The sequence below is a fragment of the Streptomyces jumonjinensis genome (genome assembly GCF_009600885.1).
GTDB lineage: Bacteria > Actinomycetota > Actinomycetes > Streptomycetales > Streptomycetaceae > Streptomyces > Streptomyces jumonjinensis.
Window position 1 is genome coordinate 105719 of the sequence record NZ_VCLA01000156.1, and the last position, 18550, is coordinate 124268.

Here is an 18550-nt window from a genome sequence, read left to right on the forward strand (position 1 = left end):
CCCGACCCGTTCCAGAGCGACCCGACCCGTTCCAGATGAAAGACCCTGAGGGACCCCTATGAGCGACACCCCGAGCGACCTGGAGTTCGTCCCGCTCGCCGCGGACGACGACGAGACCGTCGGCCAGTGGCTCAGCCTGCTGGCCGACGCGGCGGAGAGCGGACCGCGCGCCGCGCCTCCGTGCACCGCCGACATGACCGGCTCGCTGCGCTTCGCCCCGCCCGCCACCGCCCTGGACGACTGGGTCGTGCGCAGCGGCGGCCGGGTGGTCGGCGCGCTGCGGCTCGCCCTGCCCGACGGTGCTCCGTCGGCCCGGGTGGACCAGCTGCTCGTCCACCCCGGGCTGCACCGCCGGGGCATCGGCCGGGCGCTCCACGATCACGCGCTGCGCCGGGCCCGTGAGCACGGCCGGTCCACGCTCTCCGCGACCGTCGTCGAAAGCCTCCCCGGCGGCCCGCCGCAGGATCCGGGTCCCGCCGCGTTCGCCGCCGCGATGGGCGCGGCCCGCTCGGACATCCCGGCGGGCGTGCACCAGTGGCTCGACCTGGACCGGCACGACCCGCTGGCCGGCGGCGTCCCCGCCACACCCGCCGGCTACTCCCTCGTCACCTGGGGCACCGTCACCCCGGACGAGTACGCCGTGCAGGTGTCGGAGCTCGAACTGTCGCTGGGCGACGCACCCGTGGACCGGGCCGCGCAGGAGGTCAGAACCAGCTACGCGCGACAGTTCGAGACCATGCGCCAAGGCCGGGGGCGGCGGGCCTACCACACCGGGGTCGTCCACGACGGGAGCGGCCGTCTCGCCGGCTACACCAGCGTGTCCAAGACCACCGGCAACCCCGCCTACGCGCTCCAGGGGATGACCGTGGTCCACCGCGAGCACCGCGGCCACCGCCTGGGCATGCTTCTCAAACTGGCCAACCTGGAGTACGTCCTGCGGCATGAGCCCGCCGTACGGCTGCTGGACACGGCGAACGCCGAGGACAACCAGCCGATGATCGCCGTGAACGCCGCGATGGGCTTCGAGCCCTATGACCGCTGGGTGTTCTGGACCCGTTCAGTGGACTTGCCGGGGTCGGGCTTGTCGGGCTGATCCGGCTCGGCCCGGGTCCCCACGAGGACGCCCGCGACGACCGCCAGGCCGGCCCCGGCCGACCAGGCGGTCAACTCCTCGTCCAGCGCCAGCCAGGCCGCCGCCACGGCGACGACCGGCACCAGCATGGAGAACGGCGCCACGGTCCCCGCCTCGTACCGCTTCAGCAGGGTCGACCAGATCCCCGCGCCGACCACCGAGCCCGCGAGCGCGGTGTACAGCAGCGCTGTCAGACCGGGCAGACCGTCGACGCTGAAGGACTCGCCGAGCGCGCGCCAACCGGTGGTGGGGCCCTCCAGCACAGCGGAGAGCGCCAGCAGCGGAATCGGCGGCAGGACGGTCATCCAGAGCGCGAAACGCAGCGGATTGTCGGGGCGGGCCTGGCGCCCGGCGATATTGCCGAGCGCCCAGCCGAACGCCGCGAGCAGGGTCAGCACCAGCGGCAGCAGGGCGGCGTCCCGGGCGCGTTCCACCGCGATCGCGGTCATGCCGAGCACGGCGATGCCGATGCCGGCCAGCTGCCGCCGGGAGATCCGTTCCCCCAGCAGCAGACCGAGCAGCATGGTGAAGGGCGCCGCCGCCTGCACCACCACCGACGCCTGCCCGGAGGGCATGCCCGTGTCGATGGCGATGAAGAGCAGCCCGAACTGCATGACCCCGAAGCCCATGCCGTAGACCACCAGCCAGCGCAGCGGGGCCTTGGGCCGGGGCACGAACAGCAGCACGGGCAGGGCCACGACGAGAAAGCGCATCGCCGAGAGGAAGACCGGCGGATAGTGGTCGAGGCCGATGCGCACGGCGAGGAAGTTCAGGCCCCACAACACCGCGACGAGAGCGGCGAGGAGCCGGTCCCTCCCAGTCATCATGGGGTGCTGACCCCGTCCGCCTGTCTGGCGCGCGCGCCGACGGCCGCGCCGGACTCCAGCAGGCCGGACTCGATGACACGGGCGCCGACTCCGCGCAGATACAGGCCGTCGCCGATGGGCTTCTGCTCATCGGCCATCTGCCGCAGCACCAGGACATACGTTTCGCCGGCCCGGTTCTGGAGCAGCCAGCAGAACATCATCACGCCGGGGGACGAGCCGGCCTTGAAGTACACCCTGCCCCAGATGGCGGGGTCGGCGACGATGCCCGGATAGGCGGTCAGGATCCGCTCGACGGCGCCGGTGGTATCCCGCTCACTGTCCTCCATGAGCCCCGCCAGGACATGGAGCACGTCGTAGGCGTTCATCATCCAGTCGATGCCCAGCTGGTGCACCGTCTCGCCCAGGTCGGAGCCGCGCACGGTCATCGGCCCGGTGATCCCGCGCAGCATCTCGCGCCGCCCGGCCTCGTCCCGCCGCGTCCACTCGGCACGCCTCTCCCGCGCGCCCCAGCCGAGTTCGAAGAACTCCTGGCTGCTCAGGAACGGACGCATCAGGGCCGGGTCATGGTGCCCGGAGGCCGCCACGGCGCGCTCCACGGCGTCCCGGCCCAGCCGGTCCACGAAGATGTCGGCGGCCGTGTTGTCGCTCAGCACGATCATCTTGTGCGCCGTCTCGCGCACCGAGACCCGGGTCCCGTCGGGGAGGTCCTGCATATCGCCCGTGGGCAGACTGCGCAGCTCCGGTGTGACGGTGACCTCGTCGTCCCAGCTGATCTTCCCGCTCTCCAGCGCCTCGATGAGCGCGCGCATCACATAGAGCTTGTTCGCCGACCCGGTGGCCATCGGCCGGTCGGCGTCCGTCTCATGCAGGACGACGGGCCCCGAGGGGGTGAGCCGGGCGGCGAGCACGGAGTGCTCGATGCCGGGTATGCGCAGCGCCTCCTCCAGCTCGTCCCAGGTCCGCGTCTGCGGGATCGCCATTTCGGGCCGGAGGGTGAGGATGCGGATCACCCCGTTGGAGTCGAGCGTCAGCGACAGGGTGTGGCGTTCGCCCGCAGGCCCCGTCAGCGTGACCCAGCTCTTGTGGGCGACCGCCTGGTAGTCCTCGACGGTGTAGGGGCCCTGCGCCCGCCACTCGCGAAGAGTGGGGGAGAACTTGCCCGCGACTCCGGCCCCGAAGGTGGGCATGAAGCGTGCGGCCATTTCCTCGTCAGAGGCGATGTCGGGCGCCGTGAGTAAATTCACCGCCCACCGGGCCGCCTCGCCCATCGGGGAGCCGTCGGCGGCGAGCGCGGCCTGGGCGGCGCTGGGGACGGAACCGGCAGCTTCGATCATCATCGCTCCTTGTCGGCCGCTGTGCGGGGAGCGGCGTCGTGGTGACGCACGCTCTCAGCCCTCGGTGACCGTGATGGCTTCGCAGGGGCAGAGCTCGGCGCAGAGCCGGGCCGGTGCGTGCAGTTCGGGCGGGGGGGTGGCGTCGAGCAGGACCACGGTCCCCGTGTCGGGGTCCTGGTCGAAGACCTCGGGCGCCGTGGCCGCGCAGCGCCCCATCGCGCAGCAGGCGGCCGGGTCGATCGAGATGGTGAGCCGGGGTATGTCGCTCACCGGGTCACCAGGTGACCGGGAGGGAGCCGAGGCCGTAACTGGACACCTCGTGGCGGAATTCCAGCTCCTCGAAGGGAATGGCCAGCCGGGCGCCGGGCATCCAGCGCAGCACGGCGGCGTAGATCTCCTCCAGTTCGACCCGGGCGAGCCACTGCCCCAGGCACTGGTGCATCCCATGGCCGAAGGCGAAGTGGCGGCGGGCGTCGCGGTGCGGGTCCAGCCGGTCCGGATCGGGGAAGATCTGCTCATCGCGGTTGGCCGCCGACAGCGACAGCACCACGCCCTCGCCGGCGCGGATGACGACGTCGTCGAGCTCTACGTCCTCGGTGGCGGCGCGGGCCAGGCCGTTCTGCACGATGGAGTGGAAGCGCAGCAGTTCCTCGACCATCTTGGGCATCAGGCCCGGGTCCTCGGCCAGCGCCTCGGTCAGCCCCGGGTCGGTGATCAGGCTGAGCAGACCGAGGCCCGCCTGGCTGGTGGTCGTGCCATGGCCCGCCACCAGCAGCAGCCGGCACATCGGCACCATCTCGTCGATGCTCAGCTTGCCCGGCCGCACCTGGTCGAGGACCAGACGGCTGATCAGATCGTCGCCGGGGTCGGCCAGCCGCTCCTCGACGAGCTCGCGCAGATAGCCGTCCAGCTCGTCGCGGGCGGCGGCGACCTGGTCGGGGGTGTATCCGCGGTCGACGAGGATGGCGCTGCGGCTCTCGATGAACTCGCGGCGGTCGTCACCGGCCCCGAACAGCAGGGTGATCACCCGTGACGGCACCGGGATGGCCAGCCCGGCGACCAGGTCGACGGGCCGTTCCCCGGTCACCAGCTTCGCGAGCATCTCGTCCAGCAGCTCCCGCACGGCCGGGCGCAGCGCCTCGGCGCGGCGGGCCAGGAAGTCGCGGGTGAGCATCGAGCGCAGCCGGGAGTGTTCCGGGTCGTCCATGCGGATGAACGACGCCGACGCGGGCTTGGCGCGCACCAGTTGAGAGATGCGGGTCAGCATCGGAAAGCCGGGCGCGCTGGTCACCGCGGTGAAGCGGCGGTCTCCCAGTACGGCCTTGACGCCGGCGTGCGACGTCACCAGCCACACCTGACTGCCGTCCCAGAGGGTCACCCGGCTCGCGGCCTTCCCGGCCCGCAATTCGGCCAGCGGGGGCGGGGGATCCACGGGTGAGACGCGAGGCATCGGGTATACCGGTGCCGACTCCTCCGCCAGAGGCGCTGTCTCGTTCATCCTCCACCACCCGTCCCTGCGCTCGCCATGTCGTCCTGCGGCCAATCTGCCGCAGGCCCCTGGGGCCGGACGTGATCACCGGCGCGGCGTGCATAACCCGGCGGAGAACGTCATAACCGGGGCCGCCGAAAGAAATTCACTGGACAATGCCGCGCTGATAGCGTCTGGCGGGACCGAGCGGCACTCCCGTTCCGCGGAGCTCTTCATTCCACCGGCATTCAGCAGCTCCCCGGAAATCCGTACACCCCAGCTGCCGCACACGCAACAGCCGTACACGCAGCCGCCGTACACGCAACAGCCGCACCCGAAAACCGCCGCACCACGTGGGAGAAACGATGCCATCCGCACTGCAGGGGAAAGTCGCGCTCATCACGGGCGCGAGCTCGGGAATCGGCGAGGCCACGGCCCGGGCCCTGGCGGCCGAGGGCGCCGCGGTGGCGATAGCCGCGCGCCGCGTCGACCGGCTGCGCGCGCTCGGCGAGGAACTGACCGCCGCCGGGACGAAGGTCCACGTCCTCGAACTCGACGTCGCCGACCAGCAGGCCGTGGACGAGGCCGTGCGCTCCACCGTGGAGGCGCTGGGCGGGATCGACATCCTGGTGAACAACGCCGGCGTCATGCTGCTCGGGCCCGTCGAGGACGCCGACACCTCCGACTGGCACCGCATGATCGAGACCAACCTCCTGGGGCTGATGTACATGACCCGGGCGGCGCTGCCGCATCTGCTGCGCAGCCGGGGCACGGTGGTCCAGATGTCCTCGATCGCCGGACGGGTGGTCGTCCGCAACGCCGCCGTCTACCAGGCCACCAAGTTCGGGGTGAACGCCTTCAGCGAGACGCTCCGCCAGGAGGTCACCGAGCGAGGTGTGCGCGTGGTCGTCATCGAGCCGGGCACGACCGATACCGAGCTGCGCGGCCACATCACCCACGCTCCGACGAAGGCGGCCTACGAGGAGCGGATCAGCAAGATGCGCAAGCTCCAGAGCGAGGACATCGCCGAGGCGGTCCGCTACGCGGTGACCGCGCCGCCGCACGCGACCGTCCACGAGATCTTCATCCGGCCGACCGACCAGGTCTGAGCCCCATCGGGCCGACCGGCCAGGCCCGAGCTCCATCGGGCCGGCCGACCAGGTCTGAGCCCCATCCGGCCGGCCGACCAGGCCCGAGCCCGCAGCGCCCGGAGACCGGGCCGCTCCCCACCGTGCACCCGACCGACCGGGCGGCACACGGACGGGGAACGGCCCGGTCTCTCCGCGTTCTCTCGGCATCCCCCGCGACGGGGAGATTCCGAAGAGGGGCCCTGCCTAGGATCGATTCCCTCACCAATTCCAAAGCCAATGCGGACAATTCAGCGGTACAGTCCTTGACGGAAAAGGGAACCGATATTGTCTCTCGGGCCAGAACCGACGTCCGCTGCCGTCAGCCGGCATGATCTCTCGCTCCTGGACGCGGTGGGACAGTGCGGGGATCTCGTGGAAGTGGCACGCCGCGCCGGAACCCGCCACGGCACCGTGGAGCGCCGGCTGGACCGGCTGGACCGGGCCGTCGGGCTTCCGCTGACGCTGCGCAGCCGCCACACCGCCCGGCTCACCGCCGCGGGCACCCGCATGCTGATCGCCGGGCGCCGCTTCTTCCATCAGATAGACCTCGCCGCGCGGACGCATATCTTCGGCCACGGCTCCGAAGCCGTCGAGGCTCCCGAGGTGCTGTCCATCGCGTCCACCGAACCGCTGCTGGAAGAGGTGGTGGAGGACGCCGCGGCCTCGCTGGGTCTGCTGCTGTCGATCCGACACGAGTCACCTCACCAGGTCGCGGCCCAGCTGGCCGGCTACCACGTCGACGCGGCGTACACCTGGAGCCTGGACTCGCCGCGCCACTCGCTCGAACGCGCGACGCGCACCTACGACGTGCTCGACGATCCGCTCTGGGTCATCCTGCCGCGGGACCATCCGCTGGCGGGCCGGGACAAGGTCTCGCTCGTCGATCTGCGGGAGGAGGCATGGGTGTCCGAGACCGGGCCCAGCTCCGAGATCCTGGTGGCCCGGGTCTTCCAGGCCGCCGGCCTCCCGGCGCCCGCCCGGCTCCAGGTCACCGGCGCCTCGGTCGCCCGGGGCATTCTGCGCCGGGGGGACGCCATAGGGCTCGGCTCGCCCACCCACCCGGCCGTGCTGGAGCCGTCCCTGGTCCGGCGCTCCCTCGTGGAGCGACCGCGCCGGACCACGAGTCTGCTCGTCGACCCGACGATCGTGCCCCGGGCGCTGGCCGGCCGGCTCGCCGCGCTGATCGCCGACAGCCATCTGCGGCGCTTTGTCGAGCACCACCGGGATCTGCTGGACGAGCGCTGGTGGGCGCAGTGGTACGCGGAGCAGACCGGCCATCTCGCCCGCTGCGCGGGGAGCGTCCCGGAGGCGGACGCCCCGCCGGGGCCGGCCGAGGTCCGGAAGCTGGACGTCGAGGATCTCCATCTGCTCCAGGCCGTGGCCCGGCACGGCAGCATCAACCGGGCGGCGACGGTGCTCTCCATCAGCCAGTCGGCGCTGACCCGCCGTATCCACCGGCTGGAGCAGGCCCTCGGCGCGCGGCTGCTGCTGCGCAGCCCGCGGGGCACCAGCCTGACCGGCCCGACCCGTCAGTTCCTGGTCCAGCTGACCCGGTACGAAGCGGAGTTCCGCGACGCGGCCATTGCCGGCCGCACCGGCGACCGGCAGCTGCCGCACAGTCACTGGCCCGCGCGGCACAGCGCCCCGGTCGCCGCCCAGCTGTCGGGCTGAGGCGGGCGTCCGGGGGGCGGGGCAGGGGTCCGGGGGCCGGGGTCCGGCCCGGCGGGTCGCTCACAGCAGCGGCCCCGCCGGGACGGACCCCGCGCTCACTCGGCCCCGAGCGCCACGTAGTCGTACATCCCGAACGAGCCGGTGACATAGACATTGCGGGCGTCCGGGTGGCGGTAGAGCAGGGAGCGCGGGTACAGATACGGCACGATCACCGCGTGGTCCATCGTCAGCTGGTCGATCCGGTGCCAGATCTCCGCCCGCCGCGCCGGGTCGCCGCACTGGGCTCCCTCGTCGAGCAGCGCGTTGATCTCCGGGTCGTCGAGCTCGCCCATGTTCTGGTTGCCGCGCTCCTTGATCGCCCGGCCGTCGACGATCTGCTGCAGAAAGCCGTAGCCGTCGGGGAAGTCGGCGCCCCAGCCGAACATGATGATCCCGATGCCGTGCTCGCGCAGATACTCCGGGCAGCCGCCGTAGCGGTCGAAGTAGTCGCCCGAGGGGAAGTCCAGCACCTCGGCCTCGATGCCGACCCGGGCCAGCCCGGCCGCCAGCGCCTCGGCGGCCCGGTACTCCTTGAGCCGGTCCTTACGGGCGGCGATCTTCGTCCGGAAGCCGTCCGGCATCCCGGCCGCCTTCAGCTCCGCGCGGGCGGCGTCCAGGTCGCCGGAGCCGTCCGGGCCCACCGGGTAGCGGTCGAAGGGCTGGTGGCCGTCGAGCGTCGGCGGCAGGATGGTGGTGGCGATGTCCCCGCCCACCGGACCGCCGTACGCCTCCTGCATCGCGGCCTTGTCCGTGGCGAACTGCACGGCACGCCGGCAGTGGACGTTGTCGAACGGCGCGATCCGGCTCGACAGGCAGTAGATCCAGGTGAAGCCGGTCAGCGGGTTGTCGGCGTTGGCGCGCAGCGCCGGGTCCGCGAGGATGCGCTCCTGCGCCGCGGGCTGCACCCCGAATCCGGCCAGGTCGACATGGGCCTCGCCGCTCAGCAGCATGCGGTCCACGTCGTGCGGGTCCTTGCCGAGGTGGACCTCGATGCGCTGGGCGCGCCGCACGCGCACCGGGTCGGTGGCCGGGTCCCAGTGCGGATTGGGCTCCAGCACGGCCAGTTCGCCGCGGGTGTAGGAGGCCACCCGGTACGGTCCGGTCGCCACCGGCTTCAGCCGGTAGCCGGCCCCCGTGTCCAGCCGGCGCGGCACCGGGGTGGTGCTCGGCATCGTCGCCAGCAGATCGAGGCCGGCGAACGGCTCCTTCAGCCGGAAGATCAGCGTGCGCTCGTCGGGGGTCTCCAGCGTCACCGGGCCGTCGACGTCCGGCTCCCGCCACGGGCCGCCGTACTCCGTGCCCAGCAGATGCCGGAAGTAGGTCGGCCCGGCGCCCAGCACATCGGTGCCGTAGTTGCTGCGGGCGATCGCGTACTTGACGTCGCCCGAGGTGACGGGGGAGCCGTCCTCGTAGCGGAGCCCCTCGCGCAGCCGGTACGTCCACACCCGGCCGCCCTCGGACGATTCCCCGAGCGACTCGGCCAGGTCGGGCACGAGCCGCTGGCCGGCCTTGCCGGGGGCGGTGTCGAAGGTGACGAGGGTCCGGCCGATGAGCCGGAGGAAATTCCAGGTGTAGGCGTAATAGGTGTTGCCGGGGTCCAGCGAGTCGAAGTCGTCCGTGCGGGTGAGCCGGAGCGTGCCGCCGGTGGCGTCGGTCGGCTGGACCACACCCCGTACAGCGGCGTCGAAGCCCTCGTCCGCGTTTGTCGACCGAGTGGTCACCATGTCCCTCCAGCTCTTGTGGCGATGCACGTCCGTTCCATCGTGCGGGCATCGCGCACCGGGCGGGGGCCGCGGCGGGCCGCGCGCATAGCCGGGGGCCGGTCGGTATAGCCGGGGACGGCGGCGCGGGCGCCCGCGCCGCCGCCCCCGGGGAAGCGATCTCAGGTGGTGTACTCCGAGTTGAGGCGCACATAGCCCTCGGTGAGATCGCAGCCGTACACCGTGAACGCCCCGTCCGCGACGGCGAGATCGATGCCGATGATCACCTCGTCGCCCTGGAGGTGCTCGGCGACGGCGGCCCGCAGCGCGTCGTCGTCGTGGCCGCCCTCGGCGCGCGGCGGGTAGACCTCGACGTCCCCGAAGCGGATGGCGACCCGGTCCTGGTCGATGTCGGTGTCGGCGGAGCACTTGCCGATCGCCATGGCGACCCGGCCCCAGTTGGGGTCGCAGCCGTGCACCGCGGTCTTCACCAGCGGGGAGTTGACGACGGCCTTGCCGACCCGCTTGGCCTGGGCGTCGTCACGGGCGCCGGTGACCTGGACCTCGATCAGCTTGGCGGCCCCCTCGCCGTCGCTCGCGATGTCCTTCACCAGGGCCAGCGCGGCGGTGTAGAGCGCCTCCTCGAACTCCGCGGGGTCGACCTCCCCGGCCAGCCCATTGGCGAACAGCACCGCCGTGTCGCTGGTGGAGGTGTCGGTGTCGATGCTCACCGCGTTGAAGGTCCGGTCCATCACGCGCCGGAAGAGGCGGTCCTGCTCGGCCGGGTCGAGCCGGGCGTCGGTGGCGAAGAACGTCAGCAGCGTCGCCATGTCGGGCTCCAGCATGCCGACCCCCTTGGCGATGCCCACCAGGGTCGCCCCGCCGACGCTCACCCGGACCTCCTTGGGCCGGGTGTCGGTCGTCATGATGGCGCGGGCCGCGCGGTCGAAGCCGCCCTCGGGGAAGGGCCATTCGAGCGTCTTGAGGTGCTCCCGGATGCTGTCCATCGGGTACTGGCGGCCGATCACCCCGGTGGAGGCGATGAGGAGTTCGTCCTCCGGTACGCCGAGGGTGCGCGCGACGGACTCACGGATCTCGCGCGCGTTGGCCTCGCCCTCCCGGCCGGTCGCGACGTTCGCGTTGCGGGCCACCACCACCACTCCGCGCGCCCGGCCGTCCGACGCCGCCTCCCGGCTCAGCACCACGCTCGGCCCGGAGAACACGGAGCGGGTGAAGACCGCGCTCACGGCGGCCGGCACGGTGGAGGCGAGCACGGTGAAGTCGTCCCGGCCGTCGTCGGCCAGCCCCACCGGCGCCGTGTGCACGACGAATCCCTGGGGTGTCTGGGGGGTCTGGGGTGCGGTGTCGGGCATGTCAGCGTCTCCTGTCACGGAATGGCGTGGCGACGGCCGGGCCCATCGCCCGACTGCATTATGTCCAATGGTTCAGCATATTCATGCATGACAGTCCGCAGCTGCCCCCTCACCGGGCTCGGTGAGGGGGCAGCGTGTGGGGGGCGGACCGGTCAGCTGGTCAGCGGCGCGGCGTGAAGGCGATGACATCGCCCGCGCGCTCGCCGCCGGACAGCTGGCCGTTGCGGTCGGTGCGGATGTAGACGCGGTGCAGCCAGCGGTCCTGGCCGTCCCAGCGCGGGGTGAACGGCGTACGGGCGTGCGTGGTACGGAAGTTGTCGATGATCAGCAGGTCGCCGGGGGTGAGCTTCACCGACTCCGTGACATCGTCCAGGGCCTGGGACAGAGCGGCCACGGCCTCCTTGTCCTCCGGCTCCTCGGGCGCGAGAAGCTCGCGGTCGTACCCCAGGTACGGGTCGTTCACATTCCCGTACAACGGCTTGACCTCGGCGATCGCGCCCGGGTCCTCCTCACCGCCGCGGAACGCCACATCGACGCAGCAGGGCAGCTTGCGGTCGAACAGCCGCGTCCGCACCTCCTCGCTGAGCAGCGGCAGCGCCCTGCGGACCGACCCGACGAGGGTCTCGGCGCGGCGCTCGTGGTCCGCCCGGGAGCAGGCCAGCATGACGTAGTTCGGCTGGAGGACGTGGTACGCCATCTCCGTGTGGAACTCCAGCAGGGTCTCGGAGGTCTCCGAGGACAGGTAGTGCGCGCCGGGCGACGGATAGACGTCGTGGTAGACCGTGCCGGAGCGCAGTTCCTGGTATCCCGTGTGCAGTCCGAGCCGCCGGCCGGCCAGCGCGAGCATCGCCTCCATCGCCGTCCGCCGGCGGTCCACCGGGGCCGGGGTGGAGGAGGGCGTGGGAGGCAGCTCGTCCTCGACGACCGGCAGCCCGCGCAGGAGCAGATACCCCGCCTCGCTGCCCTCGGCGTTGAACGAGTCCAGGGCGGCGGCCAGGCCCTCCGGCAGCCGCTCGGACAGCTCCTTCGCCTGCTGGAGGAATCCGTACAGATCCGCACGCGGCACCTCGGGGAGCTCGGCGACGAGGGCCAGCAGCTGTTCGCGGTACGGAGTGCAGTCGACTATTTCAGAAGCCATGACGCGATCTCTCCTTCACATCAGGGTGTGTGGTGGGCGCGGGCGTACTGGTAGAGCAGCTCCGCACCGATCTCCGTGGCCAGAATCGAGGTGATCCCGCCGTGGTCGTAGAGGGGGGACACCTCCATCACGTCGAAGCCCACCGGCTTGAGGTCCCCCACGCAGCGCAGCAGGGCGAGGACCTCGCGCGAGCTGAGCCCTCCCGGGGCGGGGGTGCCCGTACCGGGAGCGAAGGCGGGATCGACCACATCGACGTCGACCGAGACGTACACCGGCCGGCGGCCCACCCGCTCGCGGATCAGATCGGCGGTTCCGCCCACCCCCAGCTCCCCGAACTCGTCCGCGGTCACCACGCGTACACCGTGGCCGCGGGCGTAGTCGAGCGAGTCCGGCTTCGGGTTGTGGCCGCGGATGCCGATCTGGACCATCGCGGACGGATCGATGAGCTTCTCGTCGATCCCGTGCCGGAACGGGGTGCCGTGGTGGTAACGGCCGCCGTAGAAGGACGGATTGGTGTCGGAGTGCGCGTCCAGATGGACCACGGCGACCGGGCCGTGCTGCTCGGCCACCGCGCGCAGGGCCGCGATGGTCAGCGAGTGGTCGCCGCCGAGCATCAGAAAGGCGGCGTTGCCCTTCAGCAGCGTCGACAGATGCCGCTGCGCCGTCTCGACCGCGATGTTCATGTCGAACGGGGTGAGATCCATGTCCCCGCCGTCGATGCAGTTGATCAGATCGAAGGTGCCGGGGCCGCGGTCGATGCCGACGCCGTGGATGAGACCCGACTCGGCGCGGATGGCCTGCGGGCCGAACCGCGCGCCGGGGCGGTAGCTGGTGCCTCCGTCGTACGGGGCGCCGATGACCACCACGTCGTAGCCGCGGGGATCCCGGTCGTGCGGCAGGCGCATGAACGTGGGGATCTGCGCATAACGGGGTGACACGTGTGAATTGATGCGCTCCACGGTTTCAGCTCCCTTCCTGGGAGTCGGCGGCGGTCGGGGACGGGGCCGGACGGGTGGGCGGGGTCATGCCGCCCCCCGCGCGAACCGCTCGGCGGCGGACCGCACGACCTCGGCGGTGCTCACCTCCGAGGGATGACGGCCGCCTCCGACGGTGAGGTCGAAGAGCTCCCGCACCACCAGCCGCTTGACCTCCTTGACCGCCGGCTCCGCGACACCGTGCTCGATGAGCAGCCGGGAGAACGACGAGGTGGTGCCCGAGCCCTCGTGGACGCCGAGCTTGGGCCGGGTGATGGTCTCCTCGGGCAGCGCGTCGGCCAGTGCGGCGCGCAGCACCCACTTGTCCCGTCCGTGCCGCCGCTTGAGCCCGGCCTCCAGGGAGACGAGCAGATCGAGCACGTCCCGGTCCCAGTAGGGGTGGGTGCTCCAGTGGCCGCTCAGCGCGGACAGCACCGGGGACATCTCGTTCAGACCGTCGAAGGTCGCCATGTCGTACACCACGGCGGTGTCCAGATTGGGCAGCCGGTCCTCGCGGTGCATGCCCGCGAGGGGGATGTCCGCGCCGTATCCGGTGAGGATCCGGCGGCCGGAGCCGTCGAGCGCGCGGTAGAGCGCCACGAGCGGGAGCAGATACTCGATGATGTCCGGGTCCACCGACTCGGACGCCCACACGGCGTACGGGAGCTGCGCCAGCAGGTCGGCGCTGGGGATGGTGATCTCCCGGTGCCGGGTGCCCAGATGGTCGACGACCGCCCGGGCCTGGGCGAACTCATCGGAGGTGTCGGTGCCCATGGACACCGTGTCCAGCGACCCGGCCGCGCGGTGCGCGCAGGCCGCGACCCCGGAGGAGTCGATGCCGCCGGAGAGCACCACCAGGGGGGTGTCGCCGGGTGCGACGCGTGCCGCGACGGCCTGGTCGAGAGCCGCGCGGACGGCCGCGGTGGCCTCGTCCTCCGGCATGATCCGCCGTCCCAGCTGCGGGGTCCAGGTGCGGTGGATCGTGGCCGTGCCGGAGTCGAGGTCGATCTCCGTCACGGAGCCCGCCGGCGCCTGGTAGACGCCGGTCAGGCCCGGGACGCGCCGGGCGTCCGCGAGCGGGAAGCCGCGCGGATCGCGCTGCGCGGCCAGTGTCTTGGCCTCGGTGGACGCGCTGACCTCGCCCGGGGCCACCCGGGTGTACAGCGGTACCGAGCCGGCGTGGTCGGTGGCCAGCAGGACCCGCCGCCCGGTGCTGACCATCGCGGCGAAGCGCCCGTTGATCAGCCGGAAGGCGTGCAGACCGTAGCGGTGGAGCAGCTGGAGGAGCAGCTGCGCGTCGCCGTCCGGCTCGCTGCCCGGGGGCAGTACGGAGTGGAGGGCGGCGCGGTTGTAGAACTCGCCGGCGAGGAGCACGGCGGTGTCCGTGTCCCGGGCCTGCGCCGCGTCGGGCGCGATCCCGGGGGCGTGCACCAGTGTCGCGATGAGGGACTGGTCGGGCAGGGCTGTGTCGACGCGGGTGTGACTGCCCCGGGTCGCGAAGACCGCATCGGGGACCCGGCCCCCGCCCGGACGGGCGGAGGCCAGGAAACCGAAGGCGGCCGGGAGGGCCGGTTCAGTCATGTCAGATGCTCAGGGCGCCGAAGCCGCCCGGCTGGAAGTCGTACTCGATCGGGACCTCGATCAGGAAGGGACGGCCCAGCTCGGCGCCCTTGCGGAGCGCGGCCAGCAGCTCCTGCCGGTCGTTCGCCTTGGTCGCCTCGATGCCGTTGGCCTGGGCGAGGGCGACGAAGTCGACACCGGTGAACTTCACGGCCGGGTCGTGGCTGCGGTGGTGACCGAGGTTCTGGTAGAGCTCGATCAGACCGTTGGTGTCGTTGTTGACGACCACCGTCACGATCGGCAGGTTCAGCCGGGCGATCGTCTCCAGGTCGGCGCTGTTGGAGTGGAAGCCTCCGTCACCGGCGATCAGGAAGGTGGGCTGGTCCGGACGGGCCATCTGGGCGCCGATCGCGGCCGGGATGCCATAGCCGAAGCTGGAGCAGCCGGCCGAGGTGAGGAAGCCGAACGGCTGGTCGGCGCGGGCGAACAGAACGCCGTAGTGCCGGAAGAAGCCGATGTCGGAGACGATCGTGCCCTCGCCCGCCTCGGCGGTCTCCGCCATGACCGTGTTCATCGAGTCGATGACCTGGTGCACGCGCATGCCGTCCTCGTAGGAGGTCGGGTCCGCGAGGAACTCCGCGATGCGCTCGCGCAGCGGGGTGATGTCGTGCCGGTTCTTGGCCGCGAGGGAGGCCGTCGCCGCGTCGAAGTGCTCGACGAACGCGAGCACGTCGGTGACGACGTCGACGTCGGGCCGGTACACGCGCGGGACCGGGTTGGCCGTCGGCGAGACGCGGACCGTCTGCTTCTTCTCCCCCTTCTGCCACATGGACGGCCGCAGGTCCTCGGCGTAGTCGTAGCCGACGGTGAGGACCAGGTCCACGGGGGCGAACAGGGTGTCCAGGGCGGGGAAGCCGAGGATGCCGTCCATGTAGCCGGTGACGGCGCCGTAGTTGAGCTCGTGGCCGTGCGGCAGGACGCCCTTGGCGATGTACGTCGTGATGACGGGCACGTTCAGCCGCTCCGCCAGGGCGCGGATGGCGGGCACCGCTCCGGAGCGGATCGCCGCGGCGCCGACCACGAGAACGGGGTGCTCGGCCTCGGCGAAGAGCGCGGCGGCCCGGTCGGCCTCCGTCTGCCAGCCGTCCGCGTACGCGCCGATCGGCTTGGCCGGGGTGTTGGCCGGCGGGTTCGGCACCGAGGTGTCGATGCCCTCGGAGGAGCCGAGCAGGTCGACGGGGAGGGAGATGAAGGACGGCCCCACCGGCTCGGTCATGGCCGCGGTCACCGCGGAGTCCACGAGGTCGGTGACCTCGTGCGGACGCTGAAGCTCCACCGCGTACTTGGACATCGGGGCGATGATCGCCACGGAGTCCAGGCACTGGTGGGTGTCGTTGGGGAAGATGTCGTGCGACTCGGACTGGGCGGCCAGGGCGATCAGCGGCGACCGGTCGAGCATGGACGTGGCGATGCCGGTGGAGAGGTTGGTCATGCCGGGGCCCAGGGTGGCCCAGCACGCCTGGGGGCGGCCGGTGATGCGAGCGAGGACGTCGGCGGCTACACCGGCGGTGAATTCGTGCCGGGTGAGGACGAAGTCGATGCCCTCGACCTCGTCGAAGAGGATCGACGCGGCCTCACGGCCGACTACCCCGAACACCTTGCTCACACCATGATCACGCAGCCGTGACAGCAGCGCGTGCGCGGCGGTAGGCTCGTTGCTGGGGCCGGTCGATACACGGGACATTTGGTGGTCTCCAGACTCCGTCGGCGGTTGACGGTTCTCGGCAACCCTGACCAGGCCCACTCTTGGCCTTCTCTCCTCCATCTATCGGAGACGTCGTGGAGAGTGTGTGAAGAGATCACGAAGAGCCGCGACACTTTGGCAAGTGCGAGCCAAAGGCCGGGCAAACCAGTGGCAAACTGCAGCGGCCGGACGGCTCGATCTCCGTAGGATTTTCTGAATCGATCGCTGAATCGATGGGATTGAGTCAAGTCGGCTCGGAAAGATGCCCGTTCGAGGGCTGTATTCCGCCAGTGGTCTAATCCAATCGCCCGGTGCAGGGCGACTGATTCGAGCCGACCTCTCCCCATATGTTCCGGCCGGGTGCGCCCAGGACGGCCCCCTGGCCGCGGCGTCGTCCGGCCATCGCCCGTGTTCGCGGACGGTTTGTTTCAGTTGCCGGCTGTCCTGAACACCGTGTGCCCGGAGTGGCGATAGATCAAGATCGCATAGCCTGGGCCTCATGACGCATTCCGACAACTATGGCGATCACTCGCCGTACCGCAGGCGTCGATCCCGTGGTCGGACGATCGCTCTGACGATCACCGCGCTGGCCGTGACGGCGGGGATCGGCTACTGGGGTTACTCCAGCCTGGTTGCCGACGAGAGTTCCGAGGACCCTGAACTGAAGGCCGCTACAGAGGAGTTGGAGAAATTCCTCGGCGCCTGGGAGGCGGGCGACGCCCAGCGGGCGAGCCGGCTGACGGACACCCCGGACAACGCCGAGTCGCTGATCAAATCCGTCATGACGAACCTCAAGCCGTCGAAGACCGAGATCAGCGCAGGTGCCGGTGAGAAGAACACCGAAGGGGAAGTAGAGGTTCCGTTTACCGTCAAGATGACCCTTCCGGGGGCGGGTGGCTACTCATGGGACTCGGAGGCGAAGGTCACCGAGGCCGACGGTAAGTGGAAGGTCGGCTTCAACACCGAGATGATCCACCCGAAGATGGTTCCGGGGCAGACCCTCGCCCTCAAGTCGCGGGACCGGGCCCCCATCCTCGACACCAACGGCGACGAGCTCCAGTCCGCCTCCCTCGTCGGCGTGGTCGACCCCAAGACCGGCAAGGGTGCGTCAGGTCTTCAGGCGCGCTATGACAAGCAGCTCACGGGCGGCTCGGGCCAGGCGAAGTCGGTCGTGGTCGTGGACCGCGAATCCGGCCAGGTGGTGAAGGAGCTCACCGGTGACGGGGCGAGCCAGGGCAAGCCGGTGCGGACGATCATCGACCCGGAGATCCAGGCCGCCGCGGCCGACGCCCTGGCCGGAGTGAAGAAGAACGCGGCGATCGTCGCCCTGGACCCCACCAACGGTCATATCCTCGCCGCCGCGAACGTGCCGTCCGGCATGAACCGCGCGCTGGAGGGCCGCTACCCGCCCGGCTCCACCTTCAAGGTGGTGACGACCGCCGCGCTGCTGAAGCAGGGGATGAGCCCCGAGGACAGTGCGGAGTGTCCGAAGTTCGCCCATGTCAACGGGCAGCGCTTCGAGAACCAGGACCAGTTCACGCTGCCGAAGGGGTCGACCTTCCGGGACAGCTTCGCCCACTCCTGCAACACCTTCTTCGTCAACTCCCGGGGCAAGCTCTCCGAGTCGACCCTGCGCGACACCGCGACGGCGTTCGGCATCGGCGGCTCCTGGGACGTGGGCACCACCACGTACGACGGCAGCGTTCCGCTCACCAAGACCGAGAACGACAAGGCCGCGTCCACCATCGGACAGGCCAAGGTGGAGGCGTCCCCCCTGGTGATGGCCTCGATAGCGGCGACCGTCAAGGAAGGCGTCTTCAAGCAGCCCGTGCTGGTGCCCGACGCCGTGAAGAAGCGTCACGAGGCGACCTCGCAGCTGGACGCGGGCGTCGTCGACTCGCTGCGGAGCATGATGCGCGCGACCGTCACCGACGGCGCGGGCGACGCCCTCCTCGGCATCCCCGGCGAGCCGCACGCGAAGACGGGCACGGCCGAGTTCGGCACCGAGACCCCTCCGCGCACCCACGCCTGGATGATCGGCTACCAGGGCGACCGGAACCTCGCCTGGTCGGTCCTGCTGGAGGACGGCGGCTCGGGCGGCGCCGACGCGGGCCCCATCGCGGCGAAGTTTCTCAAGAACGTCATCGGATGACCATTCGGTAATTCCGTATTCCTGAATCCGAACGACCTCCCGCCAGGGCTCCCGTCGCGAAGAAGCGACAGATCCGACTATTGGTTCAAGACGGCAGGAGGGAAGAGTCTCCGAACGCGGCGTGATCGACACAGCGGGCGCACATCACCTCTCCGCAGGATGTGAAAAGCGCCACAACACCTTCACGGTTTCGATTCCCGGCGAGATCTGAACGGCACTACGACGCCCTTACGGCGGCGGTCTCTCGACTCAAAGCGACCGCCGCCGCTTTGGCGACCCTTTCCGCGGGGATAAGCCGGATGTGCATT

Annotated in this window: 14 protein-coding genes; 4 read left to right on the forward strand and 10 right to left on the reverse strand. The window is 70.9% G+C overall.

Features of this window, described 5'->3' with window-relative positions; all coding sequences use genetic code 11:
• The first annotated feature begins 58 nt into the window (after positions 1-58).
• Positions 59-1093 carry a GNAT family N-acetyltransferase gene (locus FF041_RS20950; RefSeq protein WP_153524204.1) on the forward strand — a complete coding sequence of 345 codons (1035 nt, stop codon included), beginning with the start codon at positions 59-61 and terminating at the stop codon, positions 1091-1093.
• On the opposite strand, the gene FF041_RS20955 is transcribed toward FF041_RS20950, so the two are convergent.
• The 4 genes from FF041_RS20955 to FF041_RS20970 are packed head-to-tail and all read right to left on the reverse strand — an operon-like array spanning position 1030 to position 4725.
• Positions 1030-1959: an EamA family transporter gene (locus FF041_RS20955; protein WP_228386532.1), complete on the reverse strand. Its 930-nt coding sequence runs from the start codon at positions 1957-1959 to the stop codon at positions 1030-1032. The two genes, FF041_RS20950 and FF041_RS20955, sit on opposite strands and share 64 nt — an antisense overlap.
• A complete protein-coding gene (locus FF041_RS20960; RefSeq protein WP_228388450.1) occupies positions 1956-3296 on the reverse strand; it encodes a serine hydrolase in 1341 nt (446 codons plus the stop codon). The genes FF041_RS20955 and FF041_RS20960 overlap by 4 nt, the downstream gene beginning before the upstream one ends.
• A 51-nt stretch (positions 3297-3347) precedes the next feature.
• On the reverse strand, positions 3348-3563 hold the full coding sequence (locus tag FF041_RS20965; RefSeq protein WP_407698178.1) for a ferredoxin: 216 nt from the start codon (positions 3561-3563) through the stop codon (positions 3348-3350).
• Positions 3564-3567: 4 nt separating this feature from the next.
• Positions 3568-4725 carry a cytochrome P450 gene (locus FF041_RS20970; RefSeq protein WP_323371422.1) on the reverse strand — a complete coding sequence of 386 codons (1158 nt, stop codon included), beginning with the start codon at positions 4723-4725 and terminating at the stop codon, positions 3568-3570.
• 401 nt (positions 4726-5126) lie between these two features.
• On the opposite strand from FF041_RS20970, the gene FF041_RS20975 reads away from it, so the two are divergent.
• Together FF041_RS20975 and FF041_RS20980 are read left to right on the forward strand one after the other, a co-directional pair.
• Entirely contained in the window at positions 5127-5870 is a 744-nt protein-coding gene (locus FF041_RS20975; RefSeq protein ID WP_153524205.1) for an SDR family oxidoreductase, read from the forward strand.
• 393 nt (positions 5871-6263) lie between these two features.
• Entirely contained in the window at positions 6264-7562 is a 1299-nt protein-coding gene (locus FF041_RS20980; protein ID WP_407698179.1) for a LysR family transcriptional regulator, read from the forward strand.
• A 95-nt stretch (positions 7563-7657) separates the two neighbouring features.
• Here FF041_RS20980 and FF041_RS20985 read toward each other — a convergent pair whose 3' ends face one another.
• The 6 genes from FF041_RS20985 to FF041_RS21010 all read right to left on the reverse strand — a co-directional run bounded on the left by FF041_RS20985 (position 7658) and on the right by FF041_RS21010 (position 16090).
• The gene (locus FF041_RS20985) at positions 7658-9325 is read right to left on the reverse strand and encodes an ABC transporter substrate-binding protein (RefSeq protein WP_153524206.1); all 1668 of its coding nucleotides are present in this window, start codon (positions 9323-9325) and stop codon (positions 7658-7660) included.
• A 158-nt stretch (positions 9326-9483) separates the two neighbouring features.
• A complete protein-coding gene (gene argJ / locus FF041_RS20990) occupies positions 9484-10674 on the reverse strand; it encodes a bifunctional glutamate N-acetyltransferase/amino-acid acetyltransferase ArgJ (RefSeq protein WP_153524207.1) in 1191 nt (396 codons plus the stop codon).
• Between the two features lie 160 nt (positions 10675-10834).
• Positions 10835-11812, reverse strand: coding sequence for a clavaminate synthase Cs1 (gene cs1, locus FF041_RS20995; protein ID WP_153524208.1), 978 nt, complete (start codon positions 11810-11812; stop codon positions 10835-10837).
• 20 nt (positions 11813-11832) lie between these two features.
• Positions 11833-12771 (reverse strand): agmatinase, encoded by a 939-nt coding sequence (gene speB / locus FF041_RS21000; protein WP_323371423.1) that lies wholly within the window; start codon positions 12769-12771, stop codon positions 11833-11835.
• Positions 12772-12834: 63 nt separating this feature from the next.
• Positions 12835-14367 (reverse strand): asparagine synthase-related protein, encoded by a 1533-nt coding sequence (locus FF041_RS21005; protein WP_153524209.1) that lies wholly within the window; start codon positions 14365-14367, stop codon positions 12835-12837.
• Between the two features lies 1 nt (position 14368).
• Positions 14369-16090 (reverse strand): thiamine pyrophosphate-binding protein, encoded by a 1722-nt coding sequence (locus FF041_RS21010; RefSeq protein WP_153482535.1) that lies wholly within the window; start codon positions 16088-16090, stop codon positions 14369-14371.
• Between the two features lie 499 nt (positions 16091-16589).
• Between FF041_RS21010 and FF041_RS21015 the strand changes: the two genes are divergently transcribed.
• Positions 16590-18242, forward strand: coding sequence for a penicillin-binding transpeptidase domain-containing protein (locus FF041_RS21015; RefSeq protein ID WP_153524210.1), 1653 nt, complete (start codon positions 16590-16592; stop codon positions 18240-18242).
• Positions 18243-18550: the final 308 nt, after the last annotated feature.